At 52.5% G+C, this 23,901-nt stretch carries 20 protein-coding genes; 13 read left to right on the top strand and 7 right to left on the bottom strand.

Translation table 11 applies throughout. The features are described from left to right. Positions 1 to 139 precede the first annotated feature (139 nt). Genes WKI47_RS04490 through mnhG form a run of 7 tightly spaced genes read left to right on the top strand, consistent with a single transcriptional unit; the run spans position 140 to position 6,306 of the window. A complete protein-coding gene (locus tag WKI47_RS04490; protein ID WP_340225968.1) occupies positions 140 to 2,812 on the top strand; it encodes a Na+/H+ antiporter subunit A in 2,673 nt (890 codons plus the stop codon). Continuing rightward, positions 2,805 to 3,230, top strand: a complete 426-nt coding sequence (locus WKI47_RS04495) for a Na(+)/H(+) antiporter subunit B (protein WP_340225969.1) — start codon at positions 2,805 to 2,807, stop codon at positions 3,228 to 3,230. The genes WKI47_RS04490 and WKI47_RS04495 overlap by 8 nt, the downstream gene beginning before the upstream one ends. Beyond that, the gene (locus WKI47_RS04500) at positions 3,230 to 3,586 is read left to right on the top strand and encodes a Na(+)/H(+) antiporter subunit C (RefSeq protein ID WP_340225970.1); all 357 of its coding nucleotides are present in this window, start codon (positions 3,230 to 3,232) and stop codon (positions 3,584 to 3,586) included. Before WKI47_RS04495 ends, WKI47_RS04500 begins: the two co-directional genes overlap by 1 nt. Next, the gene (locus WKI47_RS04505; protein WP_340225971.1) at positions 3,583 to 5,061 is read left to right on the top strand and encodes a Na+/H+ antiporter subunit D; all 1,479 of its coding nucleotides are present in this window, start codon (positions 3,583 to 3,585) and stop codon (positions 5,059 to 5,061) included. Before WKI47_RS04500 ends, WKI47_RS04505 begins: the two co-directional genes overlap by 4 nt. Before the next feature lie 6 nt (positions 5,062 to 5,067). Further along, positions 5,068 to 5,547: a Na+/H+ antiporter subunit E gene (locus WKI47_RS04510; protein WP_340225972.1), complete on the top strand. Its 480-nt coding sequence runs from the start codon at positions 5,068 to 5,070 to the stop codon at positions 5,545 to 5,547. Next, positions 5,544 to 5,837 (top strand): Na(+)/H(+) antiporter subunit F1, encoded by a 294-nt coding sequence (locus WKI47_RS04515; protein WP_340226203.1) that lies wholly within the window; start codon positions 5,544 to 5,546, stop codon positions 5,835 to 5,837. The genes WKI47_RS04510 and WKI47_RS04515 overlap by 4 nt, the downstream gene beginning before the upstream one ends. After that, positions 5,809 to 6,306 (top strand): monovalent cation/H(+) antiporter subunit G, encoded by a 498-nt coding sequence (gene mnhG / locus WKI47_RS04520; RefSeq protein ID WP_340225973.1) that lies wholly within the window; start codon positions 5,809 to 5,811, stop codon positions 6,304 to 6,306. Before WKI47_RS04515 ends, mnhG begins: the two co-directional genes overlap by 29 nt. Positions 6,307 to 6,458: 152 nt before the next feature. Here mnhG and WKI47_RS04525 read toward each other — a convergent pair whose 3' ends face one another. The 3 genes from WKI47_RS04525 to WKI47_RS04535 all read right to left on the bottom strand — a co-directional run bounded on the left by WKI47_RS04525 (position 6,459) and on the right by WKI47_RS04535 (position 8,219). Beyond that, positions 6,459 to 7,175: a class I SAM-dependent methyltransferase gene (locus tag WKI47_RS04525; RefSeq protein ID WP_340225974.1), complete on the bottom strand. Its 717-nt coding sequence runs from the start codon at positions 7,173 to 7,175 to the stop codon at positions 6,459 to 6,461. Between the two features lie 209 nt (positions 7,176 to 7,384). Beyond that, positions 7,385 to 7,699: a hypothetical protein gene (locus tag WKI47_RS04530; RefSeq protein ID WP_340225975.1), complete on the bottom strand. Its 315-nt coding sequence runs from the start codon at positions 7,697 to 7,699 to the stop codon at positions 7,385 to 7,387. 355 nt (positions 7,700 to 8,054) lie between these two features. Continuing rightward, positions 8,055 to 8,219 (bottom strand): hypothetical protein, encoded by a 165-nt coding sequence (locus WKI47_RS04535; RefSeq protein ID WP_340225976.1) that lies wholly within the window; start codon positions 8,217 to 8,219, stop codon positions 8,055 to 8,057. A gap of 547 nt (positions 8,220 to 8,766) precedes the next feature. Here WKI47_RS04535 and WKI47_RS04540 point away from each other — a divergent pair. Both WKI47_RS04540 and WKI47_RS04545 read left to right on the top strand, forming a co-directional pair. Next, positions 8,767 to 9,996: a PQQ-binding-like beta-propeller repeat protein gene (locus WKI47_RS04540; protein ID WP_340225977.1), complete on the top strand. Its 1,230-nt coding sequence runs from the start codon at positions 8,767 to 8,769 to the stop codon at positions 9,994 to 9,996. Between the two features lie 423 nt (positions 9,997 to 10,419). Next, positions 10,420 to 10,680 carry a GlsB/YeaQ/YmgE family stress response membrane protein gene (locus WKI47_RS04545; RefSeq protein ID WP_340225978.1) on the top strand — a complete coding sequence of 87 codons (261 nt, stop codon included), beginning with the start codon at positions 10,420 to 10,422 and terminating at the stop codon, positions 10,678 to 10,680. Positions 10,681 to 10,855: 175 nt separating this feature from the next. Here the strand turns inward: WKI47_RS04545 and WKI47_RS04550 are convergent, their stop codons facing one another. The 4 genes from WKI47_RS04550 to WKI47_RS04565 form a co-directional block, all read right to left on the bottom strand. Next, on the bottom strand, positions 10,856 to 12,094 hold the full coding sequence (locus tag WKI47_RS04550; protein ID WP_340225979.1) for a methyl-accepting chemotaxis protein: 1,239 nt from the start codon (positions 12,092 to 12,094) through the stop codon (positions 10,856 to 10,858). Between the two features lie 155 nt (positions 12,095 to 12,249). Beyond that, positions 12,250 to 12,594 carry a hypothetical protein gene (locus WKI47_RS04555; RefSeq protein WP_340225980.1) on the bottom strand — a complete coding sequence of 115 codons (345 nt, stop codon included), beginning with the start codon at positions 12,592 to 12,594 and terminating at the stop codon, positions 12,250 to 12,252. A gap of 117 nt (positions 12,595 to 12,711) precedes the next feature. Then, complete coding sequence (locus WKI47_RS04560; RefSeq protein ID WP_340225981.1) at positions 12,712 to 19,491, bottom strand: amino acid adenylation domain-containing protein; 6,780 nt, start codon at positions 19,489 to 19,491, stop codon at positions 12,712 to 12,714. Between the two features lie 38 nt (positions 19,492 to 19,529). After that, positions 19,530 to 20,210, bottom strand: coding sequence for a 4'-phosphopantetheinyl transferase family protein (locus WKI47_RS04565; RefSeq protein ID WP_340225982.1), 681 nt, complete (start codon positions 20,208 to 20,210; stop codon positions 19,530 to 19,532). A gap of 326 nt (positions 20,211 to 20,536) precedes the next feature. On the opposite strand from WKI47_RS04565, the gene WKI47_RS04570 reads away from it, so the two are divergent. The 4 genes from WKI47_RS04570 (at position 20,537) to WKI47_RS04585 (ending at position 23,871) form a co-directional block, all read left to right on the top strand. Further along, complete coding sequence (locus WKI47_RS04570; protein WP_340226204.1) at positions 20,537 to 21,475, top strand: sugar-binding transcriptional regulator; 939 nt, start codon at positions 20,537 to 20,539, stop codon at positions 21,473 to 21,475. 143 nt (positions 21,476 to 21,618) lie between these two features. Beyond that, complete coding sequence (locus tag WKI47_RS04575) at positions 21,619 to 22,518, top strand: hypothetical protein (RefSeq protein ID WP_340225983.1); 900 nt, start codon at positions 21,619 to 21,621, stop codon at positions 22,516 to 22,518. 236 nt (positions 22,519 to 22,754) lie between these two features. Beyond that, positions 22,755 to 23,420: a deoxyribose-phosphate aldolase gene (gene deoC, locus WKI47_RS04580; RefSeq protein ID WP_340225984.1), complete on the top strand. Its 666-nt coding sequence runs from the start codon at positions 22,755 to 22,757 to the stop codon at positions 23,418 to 23,420. A 52-nt stretch (positions 23,421 to 23,472) separates the two neighbouring features. Continuing rightward, positions 23,473 to 23,871 carry a cytidine deaminase gene (locus WKI47_RS04585; protein ID WP_340226205.1) on the top strand — a complete coding sequence of 133 codons (399 nt, stop codon included), beginning with the start codon at positions 23,473 to 23,475 and terminating at the stop codon, positions 23,869 to 23,871. The last annotated feature ends 30 nt before the right edge of the window (positions 23,872 to 23,901 follow it).

A 23,901-nucleotide genomic window follows, 5' to 3' on the forward strand; every position in this document is an offset into this window, starting at 1 on the left:
AAGCAGACGGATTAGGATCTTTTTCGCATAAAAATCCAATTTACTAGCTTTGGTTACCTTAATTCGGGTAATATTAAAAAGTAAAGCTTGGTTGAAAGCTACCAAGCCGAAACTATATGAAGCGGAAAGGAGAAGCCGTTTGTCCCTACTCCATCTCTTGACGCTGTCGCCGTTCTTGCTTGCCGTTTTGATCCCTTTTTTGGGAAAAGCGGTTCCCCGTCTACACAAAGGATGGTTCGCAGCCGCACTGTCGGCTTTCGTCTTCGCGACTTTACTCGGCTACCTGGCCGATGTTCGCGACGGCTCCCCGATTATCGAATCGTTCGACTGGATTCCTTCACTCGGAATCTCGTTCACTGTTTATCTCGATGGATTGTCTCTGTTGTTTGCTTTGATGATTACCGGAATGGGGGTTCTTGTTGCCCTTTATTCGATAGCGTATATGAATGCTGCTAAGGAATCGTTAACGCGCTTTTATGTTTTTCTTTTGGTCTTCATGGGCGCCATGCTTGGGCTTGTTCTTTCGGACAATCTGCTGACGCTGTATGGATTCTGGGAACTCACCAGTATCACTTCTTTCTTGCTGATCGGCTACAAAAACGAGAAGCACCGATCGCGTTATGGCGCGCTCAAGTCACTGTTGATCACGATGGCAGGCGGACTCGGTCTGCTTAGCGGTTTTATCCTGCTGTATGTGATGAGCGGAACATACCGGATTCGGGAGCTTTTCGAAGCCGGAGCGCCGTTGGTGTCACACCCTCTCTTTTTACCGGCTATGATCTTGATTCTGCTCGGCGCTTTCACCAAATCGGCCCAGTATCCGTTTCATATCTGGCTGCCTGACGCGATGGAAGCTCCTACCCCAGTCAGTGCTTACCTGCATTCGGCAACCATGGTCAAAGCCGGTCTGTATCTGGTTGCACGCATGAGCCCGATTTTCGCCGGAACGGCGGAATGGTTCTGGATTGTCTCGCTTGGCGGATTGGTCACTTTGCTGTATGGCTCGGTTGCTTCACTCAAGCAGACGGACCTCAAAGGTATTCTCGCTTACTCGACGATCAGCCAATTGGGCTTGATCATGTCTTTGCTCGGCCTCTCCTCTTTATCGGGCATTTTCGACGGCGAAGAGCAAATGCTGTATGCCGCTGCCGGGACCGCCGCGATGTTCCATCTGCTCAATCATGCCGTGTTCAAAGGTGCGTTATTCATGGCCGCCGGCATTATCGACCACGAAACCGGTACACGGGATATCCGCAAACTGGGTGGACTCGCCCAGGTTATGCCTATTACGTTTACCATCTCGTTGTTCGGTACATTTTCGATGGCAGGCATTCCTCCTTTTGGCGGATTCATCAGTAAAGAGATGTTTCTGGATTCGGTCATCGAACCTTTGCACGCCGGCGTGTTCGGACTTTCGACGTGGGCAGCACTATTCCCTATCGTAGCCTGGATTGCCAGTGTATTCACGTTCGTATATTCGGTCCTGTTCGTATTCCGAACGTTCCTTGGGCCGCGTAAAAAACCGTTGATCAACAAAAAGATTCACGAAGCTCCGCTTCTTATGGTGCTTCCTCCCGCGTTATTGGCTGTGATGGCGCTTGTACTTGGTCTTTTCCCAGGTACGGTGGCTTATTCATTGATTCGTCCCGCCGCTGAAGCCATGATGCCAATCGTTACGGCTTCCGGCGAACGGCTTCCGATGGATATCAAGCTCTGGCATGGATTCACGCCTGCGCTATGGATGACCATAGCCGTAGTCGGGGTCGGAATTCTTCTTGCCCTGACTGTGCGACGCTGGATGAAGTTGTATGCGTTTATCCCGCGCCGGGTATCGATCAACCGATTTTACGATATCAGCTTGCGATTCTTCGAACATATTACGGTGCGGGTGACTTCGCTGTACATGAACGGTTCATCGCGCAGCTATGTCAAATACATTCTGGGATTCATGATGCTCGTTCTTGGATTCATCCTGTACCGTTCAACCGATATCAGCTACCGGGTCGGCGCTTACGCGCAAATTGCTCCTTACGAGTGGGTGATCCTGCTGGGCCTGGCGGCTGCGGCTCTCGCGGTTCCGTTCGCCAAATCCCGTCCCGTCGCGATTATTTTGACCGGATCGGTCGGCTATCTGATGACGCTGATGTTCGTGTTTCTGCGCGCGCCTGACTTGGCGCTCACGCAGATGGTCGTCGAATCCATCTCGGTAACGTTGTATCTGCTTTGTTTCTACCATCTTCCCAAGCTGCGCACGGAAAGACAGGCTGTCCGTTTCCGTCTGCCGAATTTCCTGGTGGCCGTTGCGGTCGGCGTATTGATGACGCTCGTCGCGCTCGCCGTGTTGGGCACGAATCCGTTCGAGCCGGTATCCGACTATTACGTTCGGGAAAGCTATGAATCGGCTGGCGGCAAAAATATCGTAAACGTCATTCTGGTCGATTTCCGCGGATTCGATACGATGCTCGAAATCATGGTGCTCGGCGTTGCCTCGCTCGGCATCTACAACATGATCAAGCTGCGCCGCAAAGCAACGGACGTAGGATCGCGCCACGTGTCGCATGAAGACGACGAATCCGACGACGTCGCCGATCGTTTCCGCAAAGCGCAATACGGGCACGACGGCCCGATTGAAGTCCCGCGCAAAAAAGAGCCTTGGATCAACTGCGTGAGCGATCTGAACGACAAAGCTCCTGAACAAGAGAAGAATTCCGATTCTGAGTTTGAGCCTGAACCCGAATCCGATTGTGGCTTGTCGGATTCGGACTCCGAAGCTGATAACAGCCGTAAGAAAGGAGGAGATCAGGATGCCTAGAGGCAGCGATATTTTTCTGCAAAACATCTCCAAGATCGTCGTCTTTATCATTTTGGCATTTGCCCTGTATTTGTTTTTCACCGGTCACGGCAGTCCCGGCGGCGGTTTTATCGCGGGACTGATGAGTGCGGGGGCTTTGCTGCTGCTCGCGCTCGCGTACGATATCGAAACGGTGCGCAAGGTCATCCCGATCGACTTCAAAATCGTAACGGCGGTCGGCTTGCTTATCGCGCTTTGCGGCGGAACCGGTGCGCTGCTGTTCGGCGAGCCTTTCCTGAAACATGCTTTCGGTTATTTCGATCTTCCTCTGCTCGGCAAGACCGAGCTGCATACGGCCTTGATTTTCGATCTGGGCGTGTATCTGGCAGTCGTGGGCGTGACCATGACGATTCTGCTCACGATCGGAGAGGATAACTGATGGAAATCATCGTAGCCGTCATCGTCGGCGTGCTGTTCGCCGTCGGGATCTACCTCATTTTGACCCAGGATTTATTGCGGATCGTGCTTGGCACCTCGCTGCTGACTCACGCCGTGCATTTACTTTTGATGGCCATGTCCATGCTTAAGACCGGTGCAGCTCCGCTGCTGGGTCGCGGCCAAGAAGAATTTGTCGACCCGCTGCCGCAAGCTTTGATTCTGACTTCGATCGTGATCAACTTTGGAATCACCGCCTTTTTCCTTGTTTTGTCCTATCGTGCTTACCAGAAGTTGGATACGACCGACATGGATCGGATGCGCAGCGAATCTTCCAAACATAGGGGGCGTCGCCGATGAACAACTGGGTAGTCGCTCCACTCTTGATTCCGCTTTTCACAGCCGTTTTGCTCATTTTTTTGCATAACAAACTCAAGTTGCAACGCTGGATAAGCCTTCTGAGTTCTCTGTTGAACGTCGCAGTCGCGATCTTCCTGATCGTTCAAGTCCGCAACAACGGCATTCAGACGCTTAATATGAGCGGTTGGGCGCCTCCTTACGGCATCGTGCTGGTCGCGGATATGTTCGCCGTCCTGTTGGTACTGGCGGCTTCGATCGTTACCGCATGTTGTCTATGGTACTCGTTCCGCGGCATCGACGAAGAACGGGAACGGCATTATTTCTATTCACTCGTTCACTTTATGATCGCCGGGGTTAACGGTTCGTTCCTGACCGGCGACCTGTTCAACCTATTTGTCTGCTTCGAGTTGATGCTGATGTCGTCCTATTCCTTGATCGTACTGGGCGGAACCAAGCGCCAATTCCGCGAGACTCTGCACTACATTCTGATCAACGTGTTGTCTTCGACACTCTTTGTCGCTTCCGTCGCTTATCTGTACGGCGCGACGGGTACATTGAATTTGGCACATCTATCTATGCGGATTGCCGAGAGCGGACAAACCGGACCGATCACGGTTGTCTCCGCGCTTCTGCTTGTCGTTTTCAGTGTCAAAGCCGGGCTGTTCCTGTTCTTCTGGCTGCCCGGCTCGTACGGCGCTCCACCCGCTGCAATCTCGGCTTTATTCGGCGCTTTATTGACCAAAGTCGGCATGTACGCGCTGATTCGAACGTTCACTCTGATCTTCTACCACGAAGTCGAAGTCACGCATATGCTGATCGGGACGATGGCGGTCGCCACGATTATACTCGGAGGATTCGGCGCCGTTTCCCAGACCAACGTCAACCGGATTCTCGGCTATAACGTGATTGCCAGTATCGGATTTATCTCGCTCGCCCTTGCCGTCTCCAATGTCGATGCTTTGCAAGGTGCCGTCTTCTATCTGGTCCACGACATGATCGTCAAAGCGCTGCTGTTCCTGTTAGCCGGCATCTTGGTTGCGGAAACGGGAACGGAGCGGATTAATCGGATGGGCGGCGTACTAAGCCATTCTCCGCTGCTGGGCTGGATGTTCCTGATCGCTTCGCTGGCGGTAGTAGGCATTCCGCCGCTCAGCGGGTTCCCGGGCAAGCTTCTGATCATTCAGGGCAGTCTGGAAAACGGTCAGTATGTCATTGCCGCGGCAGGCGTACTGCTGACGTTGATGCTGCTGTATTCGCTAATCAAGATTTTCATCCTCGGATTCTGGGGCAAAGCACGCAGACCGCGGGAAGCCCATTGGAAACAATCCCGCAAGCTGCTTCTGGCTTCGGCTCCACTGATGATGTTGATCATTCTGCTCGGGGTCTTTGCCGAATCGGTCATGCCGTATATCACGAGCGCTTCGAACGTGTTAACCGATCCTTCGATCTATATTCAAGCCGTATTTAAGGAGTAGATGCCTTTGGCTTTTCAACTACTGCTCAATCTGGTCATCGCCTTCGTCTGGATGCTGCTGATGCGCGACATGACGATATCCGGCTTCCTGGTCGGGCTATTGATCGGATTGCTGCTGATGACGCTGATGCGACGCTTTTTCCCTCAACCTTTTTATCCGCGAAAAGTGTGGGCTTGCGTCAAGCTGCTCGGACTGCTGTTGAAAGAACTCGTTGTTTCTTCATTCGCCGTCATCCGTCAGATCATCAAGCCTAAACTGACGCTGTCGCCGGGCATTTTCGCATACGAGACGGATCTGAAACCCGGTTGGGAGCTGACCCTTTTATGCGGACTGATGAATCTGACTCCCGGCACCTTGCTGCTGGAAGTCAGTCCAGACGAAAAAACGCTGTACATCCATGCTATGGATATGCAGGAAGCAAACAGCGTGGAAAAGCATATTCGCGAAACATTCGAGAAAGCGATCATGGAGGTGACCCGAAGCTGATGCAAACCGTTTTGTTGATTTCGATGATGCTGCTTGCTCTAGCGATCGGCGGATGCCTTTATCGGGTGCTTAAAGGCCCTTCGATCGCGGACCGGATTGCCGCGCTTGACACGATCGGCGTCAATGTTGCGGCGGAAGTCGCCGTAGCCGGTGCCTACACGCGCTCTACCGCTTATTTCGAATTGGTGCTGCTGATGGGTATTCTGGCGTTTATCGGTACCGTAGCGTTAGCTCGTTATATGGAAAGGGGGCGGGTGCTGGATGCTCCAGACGATACAACTGGCGATTGAATGGTTATCGGTGCTGCTGATCCTTCTGGGCGCCCTGCTCAGCGTATTCAGCGCCTACGGCCTGATCCGCTTGCCCGATGTCTACTTGCGCTCACATGCGGCTACCAAAAGCGCGACGCTCGGCGTACTCTGCGTGTTGACCGGCGTATTCCTGTATTTCGCGTCCAGTATGCAGACTGCCAGCATGAACATTCTGCTCGGCATTGTCTTTTTCTTCATTACCGCTCCGGTTGCCGGACATTTGAACGGGCGAGCTGCTCATCGGAGCGGAGTGCCATTATGGACAGGAACGATTCAAGATGAGTTGGCGGAAGCCGCAAAAGCAGCAGGAGTACCCGATGCGGGCACATCCGGACCGATGATGTCTTCCGGCTCCAAACCCGATGACATGCCCGGAGAGCCGTCTCCGCAAGCGTCGGGTAAAGGTCAAAGCGGACATCAAGAGCCTCCGGAACCCAAAGACCTTTAAGTCCGCAAGGGTTCGATAAAACGTTGTAACGCAAAAAGCGCTTTTCGGTATGAACATCGCTTCCTTACGGAAGGATCGCTCATTACCGAAAAGCGCTTTTTATTCCCCTTGATCTTGGAGTCTGGTTAACGATAGGTGAAATATGTAGGCGTTCAGGGTTTGCGAAACGTCAATCGGTACATGACTCCTTTGCAGACCTCTTCATACTGAACATCGAGCATCCCTGCCGGAAGCATACGCAAAATTTCGGGGGACGAAGGACCTGTTTTTTTAGCAAGCGAAATTCGAGACCTTCGCTCATGCCCACGACGGTCTACCTCATCAGCGATCAAGATTTTGGTGCCACTCTTCGCCACGCGAATCATCTCGCGCAAGGCTTCCGGGGGATCGCTGAAATCTCCAAGTCCGCCAACGTGATACACACAATCGAACGATTCGGTATGAAAAGGCAAATGCTCCGCCTCGCCATGGATCAGCTCCGCTTCCGTTCCCCATTCCTTCAAGTGTCTGGACGCTTCACGCAACATCGCTTGAGACAAATCCAGACCGTACAATTGCGCGCCCGCAGGCAGTATCGGCAAGTTGGCTCCGGTGCCCACCGAAATCTCCAACACCCGATCGCCGCGCTGAATATTCAGTTCAGACAAAAAGGTCCAGCGATACTGAATCTCTCCTCCAAAACGTAGCCGGATATACCATCGATGCGCAAACGCATAGAAACGCGCCAGCTTGTCGGCCAATGCCATAGCTCTAGCGTTGGTCAGTTCCATGCCTTGCGGCCGCACGGCATGTATAAATCCGTCTTCGGTACGCGGCAGTGGATAAGACTCCGGGTGCGTGTAGTCCGAAATCCGCGTTGAATCGAACATAAGCGTTCCTCCCGACTTTTTTTGAACATTCTAAAGCCGATTTCCGTCTTCCCGTTCATTGTAACGCGTCTCTCGCCAAACCGGCTCCACCGAGCGATTGAAGTTACGCTCGGTCCCCAGCCCTACCCACTTCAGTAGACTTTGCAAGTGCAGCAAAAGCCGCAGGCATATGCCGCGGCTTCCTGCCTGACTTGATCATTGTACGGTTATTATAGCGATTCCACGTAGTTCTTGGCTTCTTTCAGCGAAAAGTTGTACATTTCCCGCGCTTCTTTGATGGCTTCGATCTTACGCCCTTTGGCGACGAGTGAGCGCAGATGATCATCCCCCGCTGAGGAAGGTCTTGGCCCTTGCTCGCCGTCGCTTGATGCGATCATTGGTGAAGGACGAGGATAACGCGGCGACTCGGCGAGTCGATTCATCTCTTCACGTAAACTTCTTACCTCGAAGCGCAGGCCAATAACCATCAACATCAGCGAAAAAACAATAATCGCCAACACGATGGTTGTGAAGTCGAACTCCATGTACGATGCCTCCTTTGAAAGCATGCCTCGCTGGATGCCGAGGAATTTCTATTTCAGAGAGCAGCTTGGGCGGCTACGGGGAAAATTCGTTCAAGACGCTGTCTCGCTTCATAAAGCCTTCGGCTTTACGAGCTCAGAGGCGTCTTTCACTGAATTTCTCCCTCCGCTTCAAGCTGGGTTTAAAATCGAAAGATTCTCGGCATTCGGGCTTGCATGCCTTCCTTTTTTTAAAAAATGAAGTGCACTTCCGTTAATTCAAGTTTGTTTGCTTTTATTATACACGTATAGGTTTGGAAAGCCGATTCTATGTTTGATATGTATGTTCGAAAAAAACGTAAGTCAAAAGACAGTTCGCTTACTTGATGTTCAGATTCATTGTTGAACGAGCCATTTTTTCCTTCAGGATCTCGTGGAAGCTCCGCTCCTGGTCGCTGTTCGTGTTTTTCTGAGGTGCTGCTGCCGGTTGCGGTCTGGTATATTGCGAGTGAAAAGCCATTAGGTTATGTACGCTCATATTCATAAGTAGATGTCCCTCCCAAGTAATATAGGACGCAAATGTAAAATCGGTTCGCTTACACTCGCGCTTTTAAGGACATGCCTTCAAGTTTCGCCGAACTTCGTGTGAAGACACATCGTTAGTACTCTGTACCAAAAGAAGGTAAGGTTACGCTCGGCCGCAACGCACTATTTAACTTGGCACAGAATATTAGGTCGCTCTCTTCTATGTACGACTATATAACCCGGGATAGTTAAAAATAAACCGCTTTTACCGTATTCAGGGACAAAGGTGGAGTCTTTAAGCGCAAATCGCTACTGAAGCCATAGCTTCTAAGACTGTATGACTAGCTCCATTAAAAGCCTCTTTTTTTGGGAATTACTCTAAATAAAAGCTGTTTACAAGCCTAATGAAGGGATAAATCAAGAAAAAACCCGGCCCAGCGGACCAGATCGTAAAATCATGTATGCTAAAGCGTAAACTTCTGGTAAACATGGCATCCAACGTGTATAATCAGCGTAGTCAAGTTCCACCGAACGTTAAGTTTATAGAGAGGAATGGAAAATTGTTCATGAAATCGACTGAAAAATGGGGAGCATTCGTACTTAGCGCAGCCGTGCTGCTAAGCGCCCCCGGCTATGCAGATGCTGCAGGAAATCTCACGGGTAATGAACTGCCCCAGCCTTCCTGGACCTCGGCAGCTGTATACGATACATCGTCTGCCTCAGCTCACGATATCCGCTTCATCAAATCCCGCAGTCTCGTCTACGCGCACACGGTGCAAAATATCAAAAAGAACAGTTCCAAAACGTCGTACGACTGGTATCTGGAAAGCGTTACAGCTTTTGATGCCGCTACCGGAGCCCAAAAATGGTCCCGGACTTTCCATGAAAAGAACGGTCCTTATACCATTGCCAGTTCCCTTCTTTATGCGGAGAATGGTACGGTTTATTTTACAGGAACCTTTTCGGACAAGACTCAGAAAATCTACGCGATTCGCGCCGATGGCAAAGAAGCGTGGAGTCGTTCGATTCCGTTCGGAAGCCAAGTCTATATGTTAGGCGACGAAAGCCTATTAATCGCTTCTCCCCAAGGGCCGGATAAACGCGGGGTCGTCAAAACGACGGCTGTACACTGCGATTCGACAGGTCAGACACTGGCGTCCAAAAGGCTAACAGGAAGCGTCTTAACGGCTGAAGGCGAACGAATCGTGGTCGACACCAGCCGCCTGCTCAAAATGAGCAACCAAAACTGGGACCGCTCGCCAAGCCCTTCCGTTGAGGTCTATACCCCTGATCTTAAACGCATCTATACGTACAAATTCCCTGCAAGCGTCAATCTTCTTGGCGACGGCGGCGGTCAACCGATCTTGGTACAAGACGACGGCACGATTCTTTTCCGCGGCTCGGTCACAGGCACAGTCAACAAACTATTTGCCTTTTCGCCCGAGGGTCGGTTGCTATGGGGCCGCGTAATCCCAGCCGATGCCGTCATCCTGTCAACAGGAACCGGATACGTGACTTATTCGAACCGCAAACTCACTTCTTTTGAACTGGACGGAAAAAAAGCCGAACGCACCCTCACCGACGAACCCGGCCAGATCGTCGTGCTCGAACGCTCCGACGACGGCGAACTGCAAGTGGATATGGCCGAAACTCTCTACATCCTTGATCCCGACACCTTGGACATCACCCGCGCCGTATCCAATCTTCCCCTGCGTTCCGACTACGCCTTCGCCTACGCCGGAAACGTCCTATACGCCGCCGAGTCCGGTTCTTTGGTCAAATATACCTTGAACTGATCCATCTACCGAGAAAGTTACGTATGCGCGGGAAGCGAGAAGACTCCAGTTACGTTGGGCTTTCTCGACACGCTAGAGATCTTCGCCAAAAGCGAAGATCTCTTTTCTTTTTTGTTCCTTCCTACCTACCTCCTCTCCCCTATTATGAAACACGGCAGTAGCGGAGGGAGAAATTCAGCTCAAGACGCCTTTGAACTCGGAAAGTCCCCTTGAATTCTCTTCAAAGCCACTTTCCGAGTGAGACAGCGTCTTTAGCGAATTTCTCCCGCAGCGTCTCCCTATCGCCACGAGATCGCCACGAGTTTCAAAAATGTAACCTTCTCAACTGTTTCAAAATTAAATTTTCAACTTCTTATTCAAATGCTTGCTATAAGGTTAAGTTGTATTTGAAGCAAACAAAAACATCAGCGGAGGCGATACAAAATGGGTATTATCTGGTCTTTAATTATCGGCGGGGTTATCGGTTGGTTGGCCGGACTCATCGTGGGCAGAGACATTCCTGGCGGCATCATCGGGAACATTATCGCCGGTTTCATCGGCGGTTGGCTTGGCGGAGTAATCCTTGGACCTATGGGTCCGGAAACAGGCGGTTTCTACATCATTCCTGCATTAATCGGTGCGATCGTTCTGGTAGCGGTTGTGAGCCTGATCATGCGTTCGGTAGGTCGTAAAAACAGAGCCTAACCGTAACGAACTTTAAAAACATAAGCCAGAACGCCTAAACGATTTTCAATAAAAATCGCCCGCGTACTGCACAAAAAGAGCGCATCCCGTAATCTTTACGGAGTGCGCTCTTTTTGCATGTCTTCAAACCTGCCAACGTGCATCTTTTGCTGCCGCCGGGGTTTGCATCTATGCCCTAATTGACGGTTTGCAGCTCCCGGAAATGCTCGACAGCCTGTTTGACCCCGCCTGTCAATTCGGACAATCCGCTCACCGTCTGGGACAACTGCTGCATGCTTGCCAGTTGCTCTTCCGCAGCCTGGCGCACCGTCGCGACTTCTTCCGAAGTGCTGGCAACCATCTCTTCCGCATGGGTAATCGTATCGCTGACCTGCTCCGTGTGTGCGGCAATCTGTTCCACGGCAGCCGATACATCCTGCATCTGCATATTGACTTCGTCAACGGCGGCCTGAATAAACTGGAAGGAACGTCCGACTTCTTCCAGCGAGCCGATTCCTTCTTTCATATCGCCCGCTACTTGAGACGAAGTATCGACGACTTCATTGGTATCCTTCTGAATGCTGGCATTGATGGTAGATACCCGCTTCGCGGACTCGGAAGATTGCTCCGCAAGCTTGCGAACTTCCGAAGCGATCACAGAGAAACCTTGTCCGTATTCGCCCGCACGTGCCGCTTCGATCGCTGCGTTCAAGGCCAGCAAATGCGTTTGCGAAGCAATCTCTGTAATAATACTTACGAAGTATTCGATCTCTCCCGACTTTTCGTCGAGACGATTCACCTGCTCAAGCAACGTCTGAATGCTGTTGTCCGTTTTGCGAACCTGATTCATGGCGCTAATCAACTGCTGATAACCCGAGGAAGCCTGTTCGGAAGTGATCAACGTCGCACTGGCTACTTCATCCGCGCTTCCAGCCACCTGTTGAACAGCCGCAGACATTTCATGGGTCGTACGCGAAATTTCTTTCATTTTGGCTGTTTGCTCATCCGAACGCGTTGCGGCACTGCGAGCCGATTCGGTGATCAGATCCGATACGAATACACTGACATCTGCGTTAGCTTTGACCTGCTCGACATTTTGATCGATCTCCAGCAAATAGTTTTGCATCCGTTCCATCGTTTTTTGCGAAGCGTGGCCCGGTTCATCAGCTTCCGCTTCCGACGAATCGACTCCTGCCGCCCCGGCCGCCGCAAAATGCTTGTTCATCTCTGCTGCTCTGCGATCCATCTCGCGCAGTAACAGCCACACTCCGGATACGAAGGCGCCGCCGCCCGCAATCGCAGCCAAAATAATTCCCGGCACAAAGCTTCCCCAACCCCGGCCGGGCATCATAAACAGAAAAGCAATTACAACTTCCAACAGTGCAACGGCTGCCGCACCCGTTAAAATCATACGTTTGTTAGCCTGTCTATTCATTCTTCCCCCACCATTCCCCTCAGAATGTCTACAAAAAAAGCCCGGGTATACCGGGCTTAGGCACGCAGGAAAGTCCGTTCCAGCCACTAAACGGCTTCTTTCCAAGCGACAATTTGACGCTTCTTTGATAAACAGAAGAGCTGAAAAGCAACCGATTAGCTGTTCAGATAAGCTTCCGCTTCATCAAGTTTCTCGAACGACACTACGATATCACCGAACATGCGCTTCATTTGCATTTTCGATACTGCGGAACCTGTGTAGTATGCCCATTTCGTCAGGCCTTTTTGCACAGACAACTCGCCCAGTGGAGCCAGCGCTACCGCGACTTCTTGGGTGAACAGTTTGCCTTTGCTGAGATCCGTCAGGCCGGTAAAGCCCGGTTTTACTTTGGCAAGTTGGGTTTTGTACTCCTGATTGTACGCTTCGACTTCGTCCATCGTGATGCTTTCCACCGTGCAAACAAGACGATTTTGGGCTGGCAGATATTCAACTTTAAACATGGAAAATCCCCCTCGATTCAGATATGTGGCCTCAAGCTCTAGTGTACTAAAAAAATTGTCGAATTCAAAGCAAAAAATTGCATTTTTTCATTTAAATTCTTTCTTTTCATTCAAATGTCACTTCAGGAATCCCGTTTCTCGGGCGTACCGAATCATCTTCGAAACAAGGACGCTATCCATCGCTTTCCATTTGAAGCCGAGCCGCTCCAAATAGGCAACCGTACGGTCTGAAGCAATTTCGAATGTCGTTTGAATCTGTGCGCTTTCCAACCAACCATAATGCAGCATAATCTTGTCGATCTCGGCACGGGATTCCCCGGACGCGAATTTTTCCGTAAGTTCGTCGACAAATTTTGCAAATTCTAATGGCTGGACGCTGTAATCGACCGCTTCTGCCGTCAAAATTCGATGCATGCTTTCCAGGTTTGGATTCAACAGGTGGAACGTCTCGTTCTGAAGATTCTCCGGTTGCATGAGCAGCAGGATCGATTGGCTGATTCCATCTACGTAAGAGAAGTCCGTATCCGGCGCAAGCTCAGGCACCATGCCCAGATTAATAAAGGACTGCATCATCGTGTAAAAGGCGTTTTCACCAATGTTCTCCTGGAATCGGCCCGTTTCCGAATGGAATACGACGTTGCCGAGGCGATAAATGCTCGTTCGCAAGCCAAGCTTTCTCGCTTCAACCACCCGTTCTTCCGCTTCAAATTTCGTTTTGGCATAATAGTTCTCGTACTCTTGCCCAATATTCAGATCGTATTCTCCGAAGAATGCTTCTTCCTTATGGGGAATGACTCCTGTGGCTACGCCCAGCGTAGAAATATGATGGAAGTCTTTTTTGCGATCTGAATCGGCCAGTTGCAACAAGCGCTCGGTAGCCTCGACATTGTGCCGTTTAAAGTCTTCGTAACTGCCATAATGTTTCACCGTAGCCGCTGCATGCACAATCGCATCCGTTTTCTGCTGCAATTGGCTATACGCGACTTCGGACAGTCCCATATTTTCCTCGGACAAATCTCCACACAACACATGAAGCCGCGGCATCGTTTTTTCCAACGTACCTGCACCAAAGTAGAAATCCAGCTTGCTTCGAACCCGGCGGAACGCTTGGGCGTCATCGTCTCCACGTACAATCGCGTAGACTGTCCAATCGGTCCGTGTGAGCATATCATGCAGAACATGCACGCCGACATAGCCCGTGGCTCCGGTCAGCAGCACCCCCTTATATTTACGGTTCCGGGTCAGATCGACGGTGGCTGCGTCTGCTTCGGCTTGGCGTCGATACGTTTCGCGAGCTTCTACCAACGTATCCCCGCCCTGCTTCCGGCTAGCTTCCTTCAGTTCGGCAAGCTTTTCGATCATGCGATTAGACGCCGGCTTGACCACCGCTGCCAATTCCGCCAAGGTCTGATGCTCAAAAACATCGTTAATACTAAGTTCAAACTGTTCTTGCAAACGAGCCACCATTACAGCGGCCTTCAATGAATGACCGCCCAGCTCGAAAAAGTTGTCATGCAATCCCACGCGGCCTACACCCAATACGCTCTGCCACACCTCTGCAATCTTCTGCTCGGTCTCGCTTTGCGGCGCCGTATATTCCGCTCCTGCCATCAACTCGCCCGGCTGCGGCTCGGGCAAAGACCGACGATCGATTTTGCCGTTCGGCGTCAACGGCATAGCATCGAGCTGTACGAAATAAGACGGAATCATATAATCCGGCAAACGGTCTGCCAGATGGTCCCGCAGCTCACGCTGGGTCGTATGAGCAGGCGAAGCCACGTATGCGCACAAATATTTGCCGCCCGCTTCGTCTTCTTTGGCCAGCACGATCGTTTCTTTGACCGAAACATGTTCCAGCAGTGCGGTCTCGATCTCACCCAACTCGATCCGGAACCCGCGAATCTTGACCTGGTGATCCAATCGGCCGAGGAATTCCAATTCCCCGGCTTCGTTCCAACGCGCCAGATCGCCTGTTTTGTACATACGATCGCCGGCTTCGAACGGATCGGCCAAGTAACGCTCGACAGTCAACTCCGGTTGATTGTAATAGCCGCGGCCTACGCATTCCCCGGCAATATACAGCTCGCCCGCCACGCCTTTGGGCTGGAGGTGCAGCGCATCGTTCAGGATATAAATGCGCGTATTGGTAATCGGCTTGCCGATCGGAGGCAGCTCGGGAATCGCGCCCGCAGGATCAAGGGTATGTGCGGTCGCAACATGCGTTTCCGAAGGGCCATAATGGTTATGCAGGAAAATCCCGTTACGGCGCAGATGCTCCTGGAACTTCTCCGGTACCACCAACTGCTCGCCTGCCGTAACGATATGACGAATGCAGCTTGGGAAGCGTTCTTCGTATTCTTTTTCGCTCAAAATAAATTTCAGGAACGACACAGGCATAAACAATACGCTGATCTGCTGCCGCTCGATTAGATCCAGCAGTCGGCCAACCTCGCGTCTCATCTCGCTGCGGATCATGCACAAGGTGCCTCCGGCAAGCAAAGTGGACCAGATTTCCTGGGAGCAGACATCGAAGCTGAGCGTCGTGAATTGCAGCACTCGCGCCGTGTAATCGATATTCGTCTGTGTGTATTCGTAGTGCATCAGGTTCATCATATTGCGATGCTCCAGCATCACGCCTTTGGGACGGCCCGTCGTACCCGACGTGTAGATCACGTAGAGCAAATCACTGGCTGTCGAACGGGCTTCCGGATTATCCGTACGCGGCGAATAGGCATCGGCCTCATCCAAATACAGGGAAGTTCCGCTAAATTGCAGTTTTCCGGCCAGATGGCGTTGCGTCAACAACAGATCCGATCCGCTGTTCTCCATCATGTACAAGATACGGTCTTCCGGATATTCCGGGTCGATTGGAACGTAAGCTCCGCCTGCTTTCAAAATACCAAGCAGACCGATAATCATTTCCGGTGAGCGATCAAGCATAAGGCCTACCAATTTATCGGCTGCAACGCCCTTTTCAATAAGCGTGTGCGCAAGACGATTGGAGCGTTCGTTTAATTCTGCGTAGGTCAGCGACGTACCCTCGAAGGTAATAGCCGCACGATCGGGTGATTGCGCAGCGCGACGCTCGAAAGATTCTTGAATGGTCAAATGGCGCTCATACAGCGACGATGTATCATTCAGATCGAAAACGAGTGAACGCTGTTCTTGCTCTTGCAGCATCGGAAGGGCAAGCAACGTAAGATGCTCATTGGCCACCGCAGACCGCAACAACTGCACATAATGATCGGCTATCCCGCGAACGGTAGCGTCTTCGAACAGGTCGCTGCAATATTGGAAGTCGATACGAATGCCGTCCTCCCGTTCCGTGACGTCGACCGTCAAATCGTACTTGGCAATAGCCGGTGCATACCGCTCCAATGTCGTTTTCGCGTCGGTAAGATTAGGGGACAAGCTACCGGTATTCTGCATAACGAACATCGTATCGAACAATGGACTGCGTCCGGCGATCCGGGGAACGTTCAACTCGTTGACCAGTTCGCCCAATTCAAGCTCCTGATGATCGAATGCGCCCAGCAGCTCTGTTTTCACATGGTCCAGGTAGGCTGCAAAAGTCTTTTTCTTATCCGGATACGTGCGCAGTGGAAGTGTATTCACGAACATCCCCATTACACGGTGTACGTCTTCGCGGTTGCGGTTTGCTACGGGAACCCCGACAATCACGTCCTCCTGCCCCGCATAACGGGATAACAGCGTACCGTAAGCCGCGAGCATGACCATAAACAGCGTCGTACCTGTACGGTCAGCCAACTTTTTCAACCCGGCTTGCAATTCCAGATCGATTCCGCCATGCAAAGTTGCTCCCCGGAAGCTCTGTTTGTCCGGGCGCGGCTTGTCCGTCGGAAGCTGAAGCATCGGCAGCTCGCCTGCGAGACGCTCCTGCCAATAGCCCAACTGTGATTCCCTGATGCTCGCCGCAGCGCCTTGCGCATACCAGACCGAGAAATCTTTGAACTGAATATGTGGCAGCTCCGGCGACTCGCCTCGGTACAATAGCGACCATTCCTCGAAAAAGACATGCATGGATACGCCGTCTACCGCGATATGATGGAAATCGAGCATAATGAAATGCAGATCGTCTTCGCAGGATACGAGCCCGGCCCGCATCAAAGGAGCACGATTCAGATCAAACGGGCGCACGAAAGCATCCATCATGGCGCGAATATTTTGTTCTCCCGCACGCGATACGGCCAGACGAAGCTCGGCCTGTGCGTGTACATGCTGGACAATCTGCTCGCCTCGAAGTTCAAAAGTCGTACGCAATGCCTCGTGCCGCTGCACAAGCTGCTGTAACGAGTTTTGCAAACGCTGCACATCCAGCTTGCCGTCGATGCGCAACAATACAGGCGCATTATAGGCCGTGTCCGCGCCCTCCATCTGCTCGATCAGGAACAAACGGGCTTGGGCCGGGTAGGTCGGATAATGCTCAGCTGGCAGCGCGGCGGAAATCGACGGCAGTTCGGCAGCCGACAGATTGACTTCGCCAGCGCGCTGCGCAATCTCGGCGGCCTGTGTACGAATCGTCGTGTATTCAAACAGCTCGCGGATCGACAACTTTGCTCCAAACTGACGCTCAATCTGTGCACGCAGTACCGCCGCTTGAAGAGAATGGCCTCCAATATCGAAAAACCGATCCAGCACGCCAAAACGGTCATGACCGAGAATGCCGCTCCATAACGAATGCAACCGTTCCTCGGTTTCGCCCGATGGCGATACATAGGCTGCGCCTTCGCGGAGTTGAGGCTCGGGTAGCGCACGGCGGTCAATTTTGCCGTTGGCATTGACCGGGAGCTTATCCAACGTGACAAAATGAGCAGGCACCATATAATCCGGCAGCGTCAGCGAAAGCTCACGTGTCCAATCCGCATGGCTGCGCTCCGAATCGGATTCGACATAAGCACAAAGAAAAGCATCGCCCGAAGCGTCTTTCAGCGCAACGACGACGCAGTCAAGCACGCCTTCGCTTTCCAGAATACGCTGTTCGATCTCGCCGATCTCGATACGGAAGCCGCGAATTTTGACTTGATGATCCAATCGGCCGAGGAATTCGACCGTACCGTCCTGCTTCCAACGCGCCAGATCGCCTGTGCGATACATGCGCGTTCCTTCTATATACGGATGCGACGTGAATTTCTCCGCAGTCAGCTCGGGACGATTCAAATAACCACGGGCCAATCCGTCACCCGCCACGCAAAGCTCGCCTGCAACGCCAACCGGCTGCAAGTGCCCGTAGGCATCCAGAATCATCATTTGCGAACCCCGAACCGGCTTGCCGATCGGAATGTTGTCTTCCATTTCGGTTACGAGGTGCGAGCTGGTCACAATCGTATTCTCGGTCGGACCGTAGCAGTTGTGCAGCTCGTACGGACGCGGGCGGAACGTTTTCAGCTTGTCTCCGCCTGTCAGCAAAATCCGGAGCGAATCGTTGTCGTGCTCCATGAACTGTTCGCATAGCTGGGTGGGAAGAAAAGCGATCGTGATTCCTTTTTCGTTAAAATGCTGGTTCAAACCGGAAGGGTCAAGACGCAAATCCTCCGGAATCATATGAATGGAAGCACCCGACAGCAGGTAAGGGAAGATCTCCCACACCGATGCGTCGAATCCGAAGCCTGCATATTTGACGGTACGGTCTTCCGAAGTGATTCGGAAATGCTCGATATGCCACTCCGCCAGATTGATCAGCGACCGATGCTCGATCACCACACCCTTCGGCGTACCCGTAGAGCCTGATGTATAGATCACATAAGCAGCGGAATCCGGTTCGCCGAACGTTCCTTCCTCTACCGCAACCGCCCAATCCCGATCGTTATCGATAGGCCGTACGCGACCTGCGTAACTTCCCGGCGCTTCGAGCCCAGGCGTTAGCAGCAGTAACTCGGCTCCGCTGTCTTGCAGCATGAAGCGTACGCGTTCCTGCGGATACTCCGGGTCGATAGGCAGATAGGCCGCTCCGGTCTTGAGCACAGCCAGCACAGACAAGATCATTTCTGCCGACGGGCGCGCCATGATTCCGGCAATCTGTCCGCTTCCGAGCCCCATTTGGCGCAATTCATGCGCCAGTACATCCGAACGCCGGTCCAGCTCCGCATAGCTCAGCGATCCGCCTTCATAGACAACCGCATCCAGGTTCGGCACAAGCGCCGCGCGCGCCTTGATCATTTGATGAATCGGACGATACGCGACAAATGAAGACTGTTTGCCGCTCCACTCCCGTAAAAGAAGTTCTCGTTCCTGCTCGCCAAGCAGATCCTCTTCCCCGATCCGCGAGTCTGGTGCCGCAGTCATCCGAACCAGAATTCCTTGCAGATGTTCCAGCGCTTTCTGTACAAAGACTTCGCCGAACACGGATTTTCGGAAAGCCGCACGGACATGAGTCGATTCCGTACCCGAGAATACGAGGAATAGATCGCAATCCGAAGACTCCAACGCTTCCGCAGCCTGAATCGAAAGATCGAATCCGATCCCCGTATTATAAGGCCGGTCCACAGAACCCGAAGCATACAATTCCGCAACATGTTCAGGCTTCAAAGCCATATCAGCCGCCTGAAGCAGAAGCTCTACCGTAGTCTCCAGACGCATACGGAATGTTTCTTCTTCGCTTGCTTTTAACAGCAAAGGGAACATTTCACCCGTGTCCGACGAATATACGGCAAATGACGGCTCGTCACTCCGCAAATAACGTTGAAGCAGAATCGCCCATGCAGCATGAGCATATCCACCGCGCAAAAGAGACGGGTCAAGCGCCGCCAGCTCGCATTCAACCTGCCCGATTTCGCTTGAAGCAAGCTGCGTTTCACCGGATAAAAACGTCTTCTCCTCCACAGCCTGCAATCTTTCCAACCATCGGGTTTCCGGGTTATTCTTTAACTCAGCATTCATCGCTTATCGTTTTCCCCTTCCGCGTATCGTGCATCTCGTTATAACAACGTCCGAAATCGCTTGGCCAGCTCAATCCCGTCAAGCAGCGCAACTTCTTCCGTCCAGTCCTCTTCCGGTCTTCGACAAATGGCCAGTGCATAACGTTCGGGCACAGGCGGAGCAAAATTCAACGACGTCAAAATCCACGGAGTCATTCCCGGCTGCCGGGCCTCCATGTAAAAACGTTTGGAATCGACAGACTTCGGAGCAAATTCCGCAAGCGGATGCCCGTCGTGCAACCCTGTTCCTTCGGCCTTCAACCAACTCTCCAACATCGTCCAGCGCTCATAGAAAGCATCAAGCTCCTTTTCAGAAGAGCCTGCTTGCGACGCGGCTTGCGAATGCCCGAGCAGCAGACCGATCGTGGACGCTTCAAGAGGAGCCACAAGCTCCACGTCAATTCCGACCTCGGTCCGGGCAATTGCACATACGACAAGAGCACCTGAGGTCGATATATTGAACCTAGGTGCTCGATCACGATAGAGATACGGCTTTCCGTAACCTCCGCGTCGAAAAATGAGTTCACGGTAACCTACGCCCAGCCGTTCTCCGAGCCGGACCGATACGAGCATATGCGAGGCTGCTTTGCGCAATCGGTCCTCTTCACGCGCGAAGCGCGAAATACGTGCCTGTTCCGCGGGATCGAAGGCGGAAATCAGGCTGGACCAATCCTTTTCCATGGGGAACGGCTGAAGGAAAGCTGCTGAAACGTCGATGGGCCAGACTCCTTCCGAAGATTCGAGTATGCGACGCGAGTATGACAAAATCAGATACATAAGCCTGCTAAATTCGTTCTTTATCCCTATGATACCAAAAAAACTCATACAAAGAATATCGGAACATTGGGTGAAAAATGAAATACTTTTAAGAAAAAAGTCTCATTTCATCCTTAAGTCCCATTTTTTTGGATTCACACCTTTAGGTGGTTTTCTTTCTTCCGTGCAAAGCATGCGGCAGACACGTATAATGAACCTAAAAAATCGAGGGAACGATCATGACGGATAAAATCGACCTGGACAGACAGCGCCTCAGCATTGAAGCTGCGCGGCTCTACTATCTGTCCGACTATAGCCAACAGGATATCGCGGTCAGGCTCGGCGTCTCGCGCCCGACCGTATCGCGCTTGCTTCAGCATGCCAAAGAAAACGGGTTCGTCCGTATCACCATTTCCGATCCGCTGGAAGATTTGGATGCGCTCGGCGCGGAACTGACGCGCCGGTTCGGCCTGCAAGCCGCTCGCGTCTGCTATTCTCCCCTGAACGACTATCGGGAAATCCGATCCCGCGTCGCTGCCGCGGCTGCGGAATATTTGGACGAAAATATTCAAGACGGCGATATTATCGGCATTACGTGGGGAACGACGATGCACGCGCTCTCGCTCGGATTGAAGCATAAGCCGGTACGCGGCGTCGAAGTGGTCCAACTCAAAGGCGGCGTCAGCCATTCGCAGGTGCCCACTTACGCGGCCGAAACGGCGAATCTGTTCGCGGAAGCTTACGGCACCGTCGCGCGCTATCTCCCGCTTCCGGTAATTTTCGATAGCGTGGAGTTGAAAAGGATGGTCGAGGAAGACCGCCATATCCAGCGCATCATCGAACTGGGGCGTCAAGCCAACGTCGCCGTGTTCACGGTCGGAACCGTTGAGGAGGATGCGCTGTTGTTCCGGCTTGGCTATTTCGATGAGCAGCAGCGGCACAGTCTCCAGAAGGCTGGCGCCGGCGATATCTGTTCACGTTTTTTCGACGACGACGGCAACATATGCAGCGAAGAGATCAATGCGCGCACCGTCGGGATCGATCTGCCGGAGCTGCGTCGGAAGGAACGTTCGATTCTCGTGGCGGGGGGGCCACGTAAAATTCGGGCGATCCGCGCAGCACTGGCTGGACGTTATGCCAATACATTAGTGACGGACCAGTTTACGGCGCTTGCCCTGCTCGCGGATTAAGTTTGCCTGCTCGCCCGCCGATACAAAGAGTACGCGGTGAAAAAGCGACAAAATCCGCCGAAAGGTGACGAAACATCATGAATACACGCTCCACGTTTTCCCGTTGCCTAGTAGCTTGTCTTGCTTTCATCCGGGGCTTGCGCTTGCCGAAACCTACATTTATGCGAGACAAGCTACTGGTTGTATGCCTGTTGTTCGCTTGGACTGCCGGATCATTCGAAACGCAAACGGCCGAAGCACGCGAACAAAGCAGCTTCTCGACCTGGGTCTGGAACCCTGGGCTGCTGCGGACTTCATCCGACGACCTGCTGCAATTCGCGGCTGCGAACAATGTCTCGACGCTTTATGTACAGATTGACGCCGAGATGGCTGCGACGGATTACGCCTATTTTATCCGCCGCGCATCCGCGCAAAATATTCGGATATACGCGCTCGACGGTGCTCCAAGCTGGGCGCTTGATCGCAGCCTGCCGCAATCTTTCCTGAATTGGCTGAGCGCATATCAGTCTTCGGTCCGTGCGGATGAACGATTTTCCGGAATCCATATTGACGTCGAACCTTATCTGCTCGCCGAATGGGAAAGCGATCGGGAACCTTTGCTGATCAAGTGGAAAGAATCGATCAATACGCTGCTCAAAGGCGCGAAACGGCTGCAACTGCGAGCGGAAGCCGATATGCCTTTCTGGTTCGACGAACATCGGATGCCTGGCGAAAAAGGAACGCTTAGCGCCTGGATGATCGACCGGTTCGACGGAGTTACGATCATGGCGTACCGCGATTCCGGGGAACAGATTGCCGAAGTCGCCAAAAATGAGCTGGCTGAAGCGGAAAAGCTGGGCAAGCCGCTTCGTATCGCCGTAGAAACCAACCCTTCGGCGGAAACGCCGCGAATCACGTTTGCCGAAGAAGGAACCGCATTTTTGAACAGTCAGCTTGAGTTCGTTCGGCAAAAGCTCGGTAACAGTCCTTCTTTCGCCGGATTTGCCGTGCATGACTACGCAGGATGGAAAAAAATCCAGGAAAAAGCAGGACGCAAAAATTAAAGCTTGTACCGACCGGAGCGGTCATCATGCGTCCGCTTTCTGCCCGTTCGTTCCAATCAGGACGAACAGGCGGAGAGCGGGCTTTTTGCATTGCTCCTTTTCATAGGGATAAGGGTAAGCTACTGGTTGAGCAGCATACGTTCAGTAAACGTGAACAAAATTTCAATAACTGTTTTACACTTGTTCACGTCGATGTTATGATAGGGGTAATTCCACACTTGAAGGAGAGATCCAAGATGAATCTTGCATCCATGATCGACCACACCTTGCTGCGCGCAGACGCGACAGAAGCCGAGGTCGCCAAGCTGATCGAAGAAGCCAAAACCTACGTCTTTGCTTCCGTCTGCGTAAATCCTACCTGGGTTGCTTTTGCAGCTGAACGCCTGGCAGGTACCGAAGTGAAAGTCTGCACCGTAATCGGCTTCCCGCTGGGAGCATCCACGCCGGAAACCAAAGCGTTTGAAACTCGTGACGCTATCGAAAAAGGCGCTCAAGAGATCGATATGGTGCTGAACATCGGCGCATTGAAAAGCGGCAATGCCGAACAGGTCGAACGCGACGTTCGCGCCGTCGTCGAAGCAGCGTCGGGCAAAGCGATCGTCAAGGTCATCATCGAGACTTGCCTGCTGACCGACGAAGAGAAAGTTCTCGCTTCCGAGCTGTCCGTTCGTGCAGGCGCTAACTTCGTGAAGACATCCACCGGATTCTCCACAGGCGGCGCAACCGCCGAAGACGTAGCGCTGATGCGCAAAACGGTAGGTCCTGAGATCGGTGTCAAAGCTTCCGGCGGCGTGCGCAGCCGCGAAGATATGGAGAAAATGATCGAAGCAGGCGCAACGCGTATCGGCGCAAGCTCCGGCGTGAAGATCATGCAGGGCGAAAAGTCCGACTCTTCGTATTGATACCTGCACTAACCCATTTTGGATTCCAGGAGGCCTTCCTATGAGTCACCCTATGAAAGAGCAATTGATTGCAGCCGCAATCGAAGCCCGCACTGCCGCTTACGTTCCGTATTCGCATTTCGAAGTCGGAGCCGCGCTGCTTGCCGACGGTAAGATTTACTCCGGCTGCAATATTGAAAATGCTTCGTTTGGCCTGACCAATTGCGCGGAACGCACCGCGATCTTCAAGGCTGCTTCCGAAGGCGTACGTCGAATCGAAGCGATCGCGGTTGTGGCCGACACGGAAGGTCCGGTGTCTCCATGTGGCGCCTGTCGCCAAGTCATTGCCGAGTTTGCCGACGAGAACACGCGGATCTATCTGACCAATCTTCACGGCAACACCGAGGAATGGACGATGGCTACGCTGCTTCCCGGCTACTTCCAGGCCAAGGATATGGATAAGTCGAACTGAACCAAATTCACGAATGCACGGATGCGTCTG

Origin of the sequence: Saccharibacillus sacchari (assembly GCF_037722395.1) — a bacterium.
GTDB lineage: Bacteria > Bacillota > Bacilli > Paenibacillales > Paenibacillaceae > Saccharibacillus > Saccharibacillus sacchari_A.

Coding starts and splice junctions, on each gene's coding strand:
- WKI47_RS04495 (WP_340225969.1), top strand. CDS start 2,805: ATGCCTAGAGGCAGCGATATTTTTCTGCAAAACATCTCCAAGATCGTC.
- WKI47_RS04500 (WP_340225970.1), top strand. CDS start 3,230: ATGGAAATCATCGTAGCCGTCATCGTCGGCGTGCTGTTCGCCGTCGGG.
- WKI47_RS04505 (WP_340225971.1), top strand. CDS start 3,583: ATGAACAACTGGGTAGTCGCTCCACTCTTGATTCCGCTTTTCACAGCC.
- mnhG (WP_340225973.1), top strand. CDS start 5,809: ATGCTCCAGACGATACAACTGGCGATTGAATGGTTATCGGTGCTGCTG.
- WKI47_RS04525 (WP_340225974.1), bottom strand. CDS start 7,175: ATGTTCGATTCAACGCGGATTTCGGACTACACGCACCCGGAGTCTTAT.
- WKI47_RS04530 (WP_340225975.1), bottom strand. CDS start 7,699: ATGGAGTTCGACTTCACAACCATCGTGTTGGCGATTATTGTTTTTTCG.
- WKI47_RS04535 (WP_340225976.1), bottom strand. CDS start 8,219: ATGAATATGAGCGTACATAACCTAATGGCTTTTCACTCGCAATATACC.
- WKI47_RS04540 (WP_340225977.1), top strand. CDS start 8,767: ATGAAATCGACTGAAAAATGGGGAGCATTCGTACTTAGCGCAGCCGTG.
- WKI47_RS04545 (WP_340225978.1), top strand. CDS start 10,420: ATGGGTATTATCTGGTCTTTAATTATCGGCGGGGTTATCGGTTGGTTG.
- WKI47_RS04550 (WP_340225979.1), bottom strand. CDS start 12,094: ATGAATAGACAGGCTAACAAACGTATGATTTTAACGGGTGCGGCAGCC.
- WKI47_RS04555 (WP_340225980.1), bottom strand. CDS start 12,594: ATGTTTAAAGTTGAATATCTGCCAGCCCAAAATCGTCTTGTTTGCACG.
- WKI47_RS04560 (WP_340225981.1), bottom strand. CDS start 19,491: ATGAATGCTGAGTTAAAGAATAACCCGGAAACCCGATGGTTGGAAAGA.
- WKI47_RS04565 (WP_340225982.1), bottom strand. CDS start 20,210: ATGGAAAAGGATTGGTCCAGCCTGATTTCCGCCTTCGATCCCGCGGAA.
- deoC (WP_340225984.1), top strand. CDS start 22,755: ATGAATCTTGCATCCATGATCGACCACACCTTGCTGCGCGCAGACGCG.
- WKI47_RS04585 (WP_340226205.1), top strand. CDS start 23,473: ATGAAAGAGCAATTGATTGCAGCCGCAATCGAAGCCCGCACTGCCGCT.